This is a genomic window from Candidatus Micrarchaeia archaeon (assembly GCA_041650355.1).
Lineage (GTDB): Archaea > Micrarchaeota > Micrarchaeia > Anstonellales > Bilamarchaeaceae > JAHJBR01.
In genome coordinates, this window is record JBAZLI010000066.1 from 1 (window position 1) to 5,000 (window position 5,000).

Annotated in this window: 6 protein-coding genes; 1 reads left to right on the forward strand and 5 read right to left on the reverse strand. The window is 53.8% G+C overall.

Annotation, left to right across the window (positions count from 1 at the left end; all coding sequences use genetic code 11):
* Both WC488_04460 and WC488_04465 read right to left on the reverse strand, forming a co-directional pair.
* A partial coding sequence (locus WC488_04460) for an SMC family ATPase (GenBank protein ID MFA5077652.1) occupies window positions 1-869 on the reverse strand: 869 nt, incomplete at its 3' end.
* 69 nt (window positions 870-938) lie between these two features.
* On the reverse strand, window positions 939-2,258 hold the full coding sequence (locus tag WC488_04465) for a folylpolyglutamate synthase/dihydrofolate synthase family protein (protein ID MFA5077653.1): 1,320 nt from the start codon (window positions 2,256-2,258) through the stop codon (window positions 939-941).
* A 192-nt stretch (window positions 2,259-2,450) separates the two neighbouring features.
* On the opposite strand from WC488_04465, the gene WC488_04470 reads away from it, so the two are divergent.
* Entirely contained in the window at window positions 2,451-3,158 is a 708-nt protein-coding gene (locus tag WC488_04470; GenBank protein ID MFA5077654.1) for a hypothetical protein, read from the forward strand.
* Between the two features lie 39 nt (window positions 3,159-3,197).
* On the opposite strand, the gene fsa is transcribed toward WC488_04470, so the two are convergent.
* The 3 genes from fsa to WC488_04485 form a co-directional block, all read right to left on the reverse strand.
* Window positions 3,198-3,842, reverse strand: a complete 645-nt coding sequence (gene fsa / locus WC488_04475) for a fructose-6-phosphate aldolase (protein MFA5077655.1) — start codon at window positions 3,840-3,842, stop codon at window positions 3,198-3,200.
* Between the two features lie 51 nt (window positions 3,843-3,893).
* Window positions 3,894-4,598 carry a hypothetical protein gene (locus WC488_04480; protein MFA5077656.1) on the reverse strand — a complete coding sequence of 235 codons (705 nt, stop codon included), beginning with the start codon at window positions 4,596-4,598 and terminating at the stop codon, window positions 3,894-3,896.
* A 73-nt stretch (window positions 4,599-4,671) separates the two neighbouring features.
* Window positions 4,672-5,000: transketolase C-terminal domain-containing protein (locus WC488_04485; protein ID MFA5077657.1), on the reverse strand; the 329-nt coding region annotated here is incomplete at its 5' end.

Sequence of the window (5,000 nt, forward strand, 5' to 3'; positions counted from 1 at the left end):
ACGGCGAGCCGCGCTTTCGCGGCCGCGAGCGCTCCTTCTTCGTGTTTCATGCCCGACGTTTCGCGCGCGAGCTGGGCTATCGCGCCGCGGGACTCTGAAACAAGGATGGAAAGCTTTTCGTGGCGCGCCTTCTTTTCCCTGAGCGCGAGAAAAATCCCTTCAGCGGCCTTCACGGCTTTCCGGTTCTGCTCGAGCGAGGACGAGAAGGAATTCATGGAATTCTCGAGCGCGAGCATCTTCTCCTTGGCTTCCAGCTCCCTCCTTTTCGCGTCCTCGAGCTTCTTCCTGTCGAACTGCTCCGCGAGCTTCGCCGCGAGGCTTTTCCTGGAGTTCACTATTTTCACCGCGTTGGCGCGCGCAGTCTCGAACTTGTCCAGGCCCAAAAGTTCGTCTATCTCCTGCTTGCGCTTTCCGGCTTCCAGAGTGAGGAACCGGTCTATCCCATTCTGCTCCGAGTAGATTGCGCGGCTGAACAGCTCGTAGTCCGCCTTGAGCACGTGCTCCACGTACTTGTTGACTGCGCTCTGGCCCTGCTCCGCGAGCTTTCCGTCCTTCCTTATCCAGGCCTCGCTGGACGCCCTTTTTCCAGCTCCCTTCCTGAGCTCGCGGGTTATCTCGTATGCCGAGCCGTCCCAGTCCATGCCCATCTTCACCGCGGCCCGGGTTTCGCCGTGCGTTATTATGTCCTCGGTGGAAAGCGTTTTGTGCTCTAAAGATGGGAATTTCCCGAACAGGGCGAAGCACATTGCGTCCAGGACGCTGCTCTTGCCGCTGCCCATTATGCCGATGAGGAGGTTTGTTCCTTTCCTGAACTGGAGCGACGTGGACTTGTGGGAGCGCCAGTTTTCCATGGAAAGAGAAGTTATCATCGCCGCTATTTCGCAGCAAAAAATTAAATGCGCTCTTTTTGGGTTTTTTTCGCGATTAACCCGGCGCCCTCAAATCCTCGGGGCCTCGTTCAGGTTCCGCTCGGCCCTTTTTGAAGGGAACCACAGCTCGCGAGCCTCGCCCGCTGCGAAAACCGAGCCGGTCACGAGCACCAGGTCGCGCTTTTCCGCGATTTCGAGCGCGCGCGCAACTGCGCCCTGCACGCGCTGCACCTCAAGGACGAAAGCGCAATCGCGCGAGGCTTCCCTTGCAAGCACCTTCGTTTCCACTGCGCGTGATAGTACGGAGTGCTTCGTAACTATGGTTACATCAGCAGCGCGCGCTATGCTCCGCGCCATTTTTCTGAAATTCTTGTCCGAAGAGATGCTCACGACCGCAATCAATCTTTTGTATTTGAAAATTTTCTCGATTTCTCGGAGCGTTGTTTTCACCGCGTCCGGGTCTTTCGCGCAGTCCAGCACCACGTAGGGGTTCTTTTGCACCAGCTCGAGCCGGCCCGGCCATTTCACTTTCGCAAGCCCGTCGCGCATGGCCTTCTCCGGAACGCGCGAACTAGATATTGATTCCACGCAGGCGAGCGCGCACGCCGCGTTTTTCAGCTGATGGGTTCCCAGAAGAGGGAGCTGGAATGTGCGCTGTCGGGCGTTCAGGCTTGAGTACCTGAAACGCTGGCTTCCCGAAACGCGCGCCGCCGGCCCGGTTATTCTGAAATCCCTGCCCAGCACGAGCGCCTTGGCGCGCTTCCTTTTTGCCTCGCGCAAAATCACGCGGAGCGCCGGACCCTTTGCCGATGTCACAACCATTCCGCGTTCTTTTATTATTCCTGCCTTCTCGAACGCTATTTTTTCTATCGTTTTCCCAAGGATTTCCGTATGCTCGAGGGAAACGTTCGTGATTACGGAAACAAGCGCGTCCGCAGTGTTGGTGGCATCTAATCTCCCGCCGAGCCCGACTTCTATGACCGCGAAATCAACTTTCTTTTCTGCGAAATAGGAATACGCTATTGCGACCGTGATTTCAAAGAACGTGGGCTTTTCGCCTTCTAGTTTTTCCGCCTCGCACCGCACGTTAGAAGCTATGCGCGCGAGTTCTCCTTCCGTTATCTCGCGGCCGTTTATGGAGATGCGCTCGGTGAAGCGCGAAAGATGGGGCTTGGTGAAGCGCCCGGTTTTGAATCCGGAGGCCTGGAGCATGGATGCAATCATCGCTGCGGTGGAGCCCTTGCCGCTCGTGCCTCCTACAAGAATCACTTTCATCTTTTCCTGCGGTTTCCTGAGGGCCATGAGCAGTTTTCTTTCGCGCGCAAGCCCGAGCTTCCCTCCCAGTATATTCAGGGAATTGAGGTAATTGATGGCCTCTTCATAGTCCATGGAGAACACCAGAAAATCGCGATAGATTCGCACGACAGGACGAATACTGGCTGTGCGATTTTTTGGGCATTGTAAATTGCCGGATACGCGCATGATGCAATTTACAATACAACAAAAGGAATATTAAACAAACCCATTAAAATAAATTCAGTACAGCAAACATTATCGGAACAGGACTTTTTGGGTGGAAAAATGGAACTCGCAAAAATCAGCTTCGACAAAAAAAGGCTCGCATTCCTCGGCGCTTTCATGCTGCTTTCCCTGGCGCTGTACCAGGTGAAATTTTCCGATATTTTAGGGGTGAAATCGCAGAGCTTCACGCTGTTCCAGCTCATAGGCCCGATAAGCGCCGGAGTCTTGGGCTCTGCGCTCGGCGTAGTTTCCGTATTCGCGGTGGAAATATTGAATTTCACCATCGGGGGCAAGCCGCTTGACTTGATAACCTTCGTGAGGTTCTTCCCGATGGTGTTCGCTGCGCTCTATTTCGGGAGCAGGGGCAAATTCACGGACAGGCTTGCGGCCATTCCCGCAGCGGCTTGCATGCTCCTTTTCTGGATGCATCCGATTGGAGGGCAGGCGTGGTATTACGCGCTCTATTGGCTCATTCCGATAGGGGCGGTCTTCTACAAGGAGAATATACTCGCAAGAAGCTTGGGCTCCACGTTCACTGCGCACGCGATAGGTTCGGTCGCGTTCCTTTATGCGTTCAGCCTTCCTGCGGAAGTGTGGATTGCGCTTATTCCCGTAGTTGCGGTTGAGAGGCTCACCTTCGCATCAGGAATAACGCTCTTCCATTACGCGGCGAACACTGCGATGGATTTCGCTGAGATAAAAGCAGGATGGAAATTCCTCAATATTGAGAAAAAGTATTCGCTCCTGAATGCCCTGGGCAGGGAGTGAATTTTGCCTTGCAGTTTTTTGCCCTTTCGGCCCCTTAAATTATTTCCTGCTCTTTTTGTGGTCCTCCAAAAATTGCGCAATCCCCTTGTCCGTGAGCGGGTGCTTGAACAGCTTTTCGAAAACGTCTGAAGGGATGGTCGCGATGTGCGCCCCCGCCTTTGCTGCCTCAACAACGTGAATAGGATGCCTCACTGATGCGACTATTATTTCGGTCTTGTATCCGTAATTCTTGTATATCTGCACTATGTCCTGTATGAGGGCCATCCCGTCCTCTGAAATGTCATCCAAGCGGCCGACGAACGGGGAAACGTAGCTTGCGCCTGCCTTCGCGGCCAGGAGCGCCTGGGAAGCTGAAAAGACCAGGGTGACGTTTGTGCGTATGCCTTTCTTTTCCAGCGTGCGCACTGCTTTTAGCCCTTCAGCGGTCATGGGAACTTTAACGACCACGTTGGGCGCCCATTTCGCGAATTCCTCTCCTTCCTTCACCAGCTCCTCGGCGCTCTGCCCTATTCCCTCGACGCTTAGCGGGCCTTTCATGATTTTAGCGATTTCCTGAATCGCAGTTTTGTGCTCCTTCCCTTCCTTCATTATTATCGTCGGGTTGGTTGTCGCTCCGTCGCACATTCCCAGCTCCACTGCATTTTTTATCTTTTCCGCGTTCGCGGTGTCAAGGAAGAATTTCATGATTTCACCTTACGGATTATGGATAAACGGATAAACTATCGGGCCATTGGTTTATGATTGTTTTGGCCTGGTGGCCTCGTCGAGCTTCTGCATGCTGTCGTCCTTCTCGAGTTTGCGCGCCACGATTTCGTTCAGCCTGCGCACGTTTTCCGATGATTTCAGCAGCCGCTTCGCCATCCTGCGCGACGCCCTGAGCTCGAACATCATGTAGTTGAACGAAGAAGCGGACACGACGCCATCTGCAGCTTCGCCGAGCGTTTTTTCGTCCTTGGCAACGGCGACTGCGCCCATTGCAGCGCTCACTTTTTTGAGGCGCTCCTTCACGGAAAGCGAAATAGGCTTCAGCATGGCCTCCATCCCGAACGGAGAGAGCGTGCTGGAGAGGAAATCTATCGCCTCCTTGCTCGCTTCGAGCATGGATTTCAGCATCGCGCCGTGAACTGAGAGTGTGAGCTTGGCTTTCTGGAGTTCGGTTGATGCGCCGAATTCCGCGTGGACTATCTGCGCAAGGTCTTTCATCATCTGCTTCTCGGAAGCAGGGGTTTTCAGCTTTGCCTGCGCTACCAGGTAATTTATGGAAAGTTCTATTATCCTGTCCAGCTTCCTGTCGAACTCCTGCTTGCTTGTGCTTTTTGACCTGGTTTCGAAAACACGGCCGAGCATTTCCTTCAACTGCTCCTTCTGAGGACCAGTAAGATAAATGGACGGGTCTGTAACCGGATTTTCCAAAGGGATTTCCCTGGTGCGTTGCGCCATAAGCATCACCGGCCGCAGAACAGGCGGGCGTATATGCATGTATTTATATGTTATAATATGTGTAAATATATATTTAATTCTTCGCAACCGCCCCGCGCTTCGCGTTTTTCACGAACTCGCAAATTCCCTGCGCGTCCAATTTGTATTTTTTCATAAGCTCCGGCGCCTCGCCGGATTCCGTAAATGTGTTGTGGATTCCGTGCCTGAAAAGCATGCATCCTTCCTCGGCAAACACTTCGGCTATCGCGGAGCCGAGTCCGCCGCTCGCCTGGTGCTCCTCTACGGATACTGAAAGGCCGCACTTCTTCGCATAAGCCAAAACGGTTTCCCTGTCCATGGGTTTTATGGTGTGCACGTTCACGACCGCGGCTTTCACTCCTTCCTTCTCGAGCATCTCCGCGG

What these genes read in the sequence shown, in the direction of transcription:
- WC488_04465 (MFA5077653.1), bottom strand. Translation starts at nt 2,258, where the DNA reads ATGGACTATGAAGAGGCCATCAATTACCTCAATTCCCTGAATATACTG.
- WC488_04470 (MFA5077654.1), top strand. Translation starts at nt 2,451, where the DNA reads ATGGAACTCGCAAAAATCAGCTTCGACAAAAAAAGGCTCGCATTCCTC.
- fsa (MFA5077655.1), bottom strand. Translation starts at nt 3,842, where the DNA reads ATGAAATTCTTCCTTGACACCGCGAACGCGGAAAAGATAAAAAATGCA.
- WC488_04480 (MFA5077656.1), bottom strand. Translation starts at nt 4,598, where the DNA reads ATGGCGCAACGCACCAGGGAAATCCCTTTGGAAAATCCGGTTACAGAC.